This is a genomic window from Streptomyces canus (genome assembly GCF_001514145.1).
In the GTDB taxonomy this organism is placed as follows: domain Bacteria; phylum Actinomycetota; class Actinomycetes; order Streptomycetales; family Streptomycetaceae; genus Streptomyces; species Streptomyces canus.
In genome coordinates this window covers 7,667-10,987 of the sequence record NZ_KQ948699.1, presented here as the reverse complement: position 1 = coordinate 10,987, position 3,321 = coordinate 7,667, and the positions used below count along the sequence as shown (strand labels likewise).

The 3,321-nt window shown below is 68.7% G+C and carries 4 protein-coding genes and 1 pseudogene; 4 read left to right on the top strand and 1 reads right to left on the bottom strand.

The features are described from left to right. Positions 1–7: 7 nt before the first annotated feature. Positions 8–229, bottom strand: a pseudogene (locus AQJ46_RS50920) (2Fe-2S iron-sulfur cluster-binding protein); the annotation flags it as partial. A 110-nt stretch (positions 230–339) separates the two neighbouring features. Between AQJ46_RS50920 and AQJ46_RS50915 the strand changes: the two are divergent. From AQJ46_RS50915 to AQJ46_RS50905, 4 genes are all read left to right on the top strand, one after another. Beyond that, positions 340–1,674 carry an OFA family MFS transporter gene (locus AQJ46_RS50915; RefSeq protein WP_059212177.1) on the top strand — a complete coding sequence of 445 codons (1,335 nt, stop codon included), beginning with the start codon at positions 340–342 and terminating at the stop codon, positions 1,672–1,674. Continuing rightward, a complete protein-coding gene (locus AQJ46_RS56470) occupies positions 1,640–1,777 on the top strand; it encodes an MFS transporter small subunit (protein WP_167368276.1) in 138 nt (45 codons plus the stop codon). Before AQJ46_RS50915 ends, AQJ46_RS56470 begins: the two co-directional genes overlap by 35 nt. Before the next feature lie 146 nt (positions 1,778–1,923). Next, positions 1,924–2,862, top strand: coding sequence for a beta-ketoacyl-ACP synthase III (locus AQJ46_RS50910; protein ID WP_059212176.1), 939 nt, complete (start codon positions 1,924–1,926; stop codon positions 2,860–2,862). A 120-nt stretch (positions 2,863–2,982) separates the two neighbouring features. Continuing rightward, the coding region (locus AQJ46_RS50905; RefSeq protein WP_159064286.1) for a GntR family transcriptional regulator at positions 2,983–3,321 on the top strand (339 nt) is incomplete at its 3' end.

Sequence of the window (3,321 nt, the reverse complement as noted above, 5' to 3'; positions counted from 1 at the left end):
ATGTGTCTCAGTCCCGGTTCTGTACGTGCTGGTAGCCGAAACGGCCCTTGCTGCAGAGGCTGCTCTGGGTCACCGTCTGCTCGTGCGGGGCGGTGACCTTCACGACTCCATTGTCCTGCACATGGAGCGTGAGGTCGCAGTCCACTCCGCGGTGCGCGCACACGGTGTCGGTGCGGGTCTGTGACGCCTCGTCCCAGGTACCCGCCGCTCGCCTGTCGAACTCCGACCGCTCGGGAAACCGGCCGGTTCGACCGTTCGTCGCGTCCGGGATACCGCTCATCGCATACGGTCGACGCGCCGCCTTTTCAACCAGCTTGATTGTTCCTACCGTCCGGGATCATGAGTCCCCCTGTCGCGCCCCCGGGTTGGAGCCGCTGGCTCGTCCCCCCGGCCGCTCTCTCGGTCCATCTCTCCATCGGCCAGGCGTACGCATGGTCCGTGTTCAAGCCGCCGCTCGAGTCCGCGCTCGGTCTCAGCGGCACGCAGAGCGCACTGCCCTTCCAGCTCGGCATCGTGATGCTCGGCCTGTCCGCCGCGTTCGGCGGCACGCTCGTGGAGCGCAACGGGCCGCGCTGGGCCATGACCGTGGCGCTGATCTGCTTCTCGTCCGGCTTACTGCTCTCCGCGCTGGGCGCGGCCACCGAGCAGTACTGGCTGATCGTCCTCGGCTACGGCTTCGTCGGCGGCATAGGCCTCGGCATCGGCTACATCTCGCCGGTCTCCACCTTGATCAAGTGGTTCCCGGACCGGCCCGGCATGGCCACCGGCATCGCCATCATGGGCTTCGGCGGCGGCGCGCTCATCGCCTCGCCCTGGTCGGCGCAGATGCTGGACTCCTTCGGCTCCGACAGCTCCGGGATCGCACTGGCGTTCCTCGTGCACGGGCTGTCGTACGCCGTCTTCATGCTCCTCGGAGTCCTGCTGGTGCGCGTGCCGCGCAGCGAGAGGCCGGTCCAGAGCGCGCCCAGTGCTTTCGAAGGGCCCCAGGTCTCGGCACGCAACGCCGTGCGCACGCCCCAGTTCTGGTGTCTGTGGGTCGTGCTCTGCATGAACGTGACCGCGGGCATCGGCATCCTGGAGAAGGCCGCACCGATGATCACGGACTTCTTCAAGGAGACGTCGACCCCGGTCTCGGTGTCGGCTGCGGCCGGCTTCGTCGCGCTGCTGTCGGCGGCCAACATGGCCGGCCGGATCGGCTGGTCGTCGACGTCCGATCTGATCGGACGGAAGAACATCTACCGCGTCTACCTGGGCGTGGGCGCCGTGATGTACGGGCTCATCGCCCTGTTCGGTGACTCCTCCAAGCCGTTGTTCATCCTGTGCGCACTGGTGATCCTGTCCTTCTACGGCGGCGGCTTCGCGACGATCCCCGCCTACCTGAAGGACCTCTTCGGCGCCTACCAGGTCGGTGCCATCCATGGCCGGCTGCTCACCGCCTGGTCCACGGCCGGTGTCCTCGGGCCGCTGATCGTGAACTGGATCGCCGACCGGCAGGAGGACGCGGGCAAGAGCGGGTCCGCCCTCTACGGCCTGTCGTTCGTGATCATGATCGGGCTGCTCGTCGTCGGCTTCGTCGCCAACGAGCTGGTCCGCCCCGTCAATGCCCGCCACCACATTCCCGCACCGAGGGAGGCCGCCGATGCCGCAGTCCGACAGCAGCCAGAGTCCGCCTGACCGGCGCCCGCTGATCGCCCTCGCCTGGGTGTGGGTCGGCGCGCCGCTCGCCTACGGGCTCTACGAACTCGTACAGAAAGCGACGCAACTGTTCACCGGGTGACTGTTCGGAAGGTGTTCGGGCGTCCGAGGGTGTGAGGGAAGCTGACAACTCGGGCGCCCGTTTCCTGTGGCCTTACGTGCCCGCGTACCCGTGAGTCACTGATCAGACTGGAGGATCCCTACCCAAGGCAACAAGGGGGACCCTCCATGAACGGCTCGCGGATCGCCGCAGTCGGCCACTACCAGCCCGCCAAGGTACTCACCAACGAGGAACTGGCGGGCCTGGTCGACACCAGCGACGAGTGGATCAGGTCCCGGGTGGGGATCAAGACCCGCCACATCGCCGGTCCCGACGAGCCGGTCGACGAGCTCGCCTCGCACGCCGCCGCCAAGGCGCTGGCCTCGGCAGGGCTCGCCCCCGCCGACATCGACCTGGTCCTGGTCGCCACGTCGACCGCCGTCGACCGGTCCCCGAACATGGCCGCGCGGGTCGCGGCCCGACTCGGCATCCCCTCACCGGCCGCGATGGACGTCAATGTGGTGTGCGCCGGCTTCACCCACGCGCTGGCCACCGCGGACCACACCGTCCGGGCCGGTGCGGCGACCCGGGCGCTGGTGATCGGCGCCGACAAGATGTCGGCGGTGACCGACTGGAGCGACCGCACCACCTGTGTGCTCGTCGGTGACGGGGCGGGTGCGGCGGTCGTCGAGGGGGCCGACGTGCCCGGTATCTCTCCCGTGCTGTGGGGATCGGTGCCCGAGATGGGGCACGCCGTGCGGATCGAGGGTGAGCCGGCGCGGTTCGCGCAGGAAGGGCAGAGCGTCTACCGCTGGGCGACCACCAAGCTTCCGGCGCTGGCCCGGCAGGCCTGCGAGCGCGCGGGGCTCACCCCCGAGGACCTCGCCGCGGTCGTGCTGCACCAGGCGAACCTGCGGATCATCGAGCCGCTGGCGGAGAAGATCGGCGCGGTCAACGCCGTCGTGGCCCGTGACGTCACGGAGTCCGGGAACACCTCGGCGGCCAGCATTCCGCTCGCGTTCTCCAAGCTCGTCGAGCGGGGGGAGATCTTGACCGGGGACCCGGTGCTGCTCTTCGGATTCGGCGGGAACCTGTCGTACGCCGGGCAGGTCGTCCGCTGCCCGTGAGGCGCGGGATGTGACGAGGTCGATTCGCGGTTTACCTGGCCCCTGTGCGCCGTAGACTGTAGACAAAAGGCAACTGGTAGGGGTGTCCGGGGTGTCCGCCCGTCGAGGAGGGGGACCGCGATGTTGTCGACAGGTCTGCCGCAGGGAGCCGTGCCGAAGCTCGAACGTCCCGGTCCGCTGCGTGATCGCGTGTACGAGGCGCTGCTGGAACTGATCACGACGCGGGCTCTGCAGCCGGGTCAGCATCTGGTGGAGAGTGAGTTGGCGGGGCATTTGGGGGTGTCGCGGCAGCCGGTGCGTGAGGCTTTGCAGCGGTTGAACACTGAGGGGTGGGTGGATCTGCGGCCTGCTCAGGGTGCGTTCGTGCATGAGCCGACGGATGAGGAGGCTGATCAGCTTCTGACGGTGCGGACGTTGTTGGAGGCGGAGGCGGCGCGGTTGGCTGCGGCGAATGCGGGC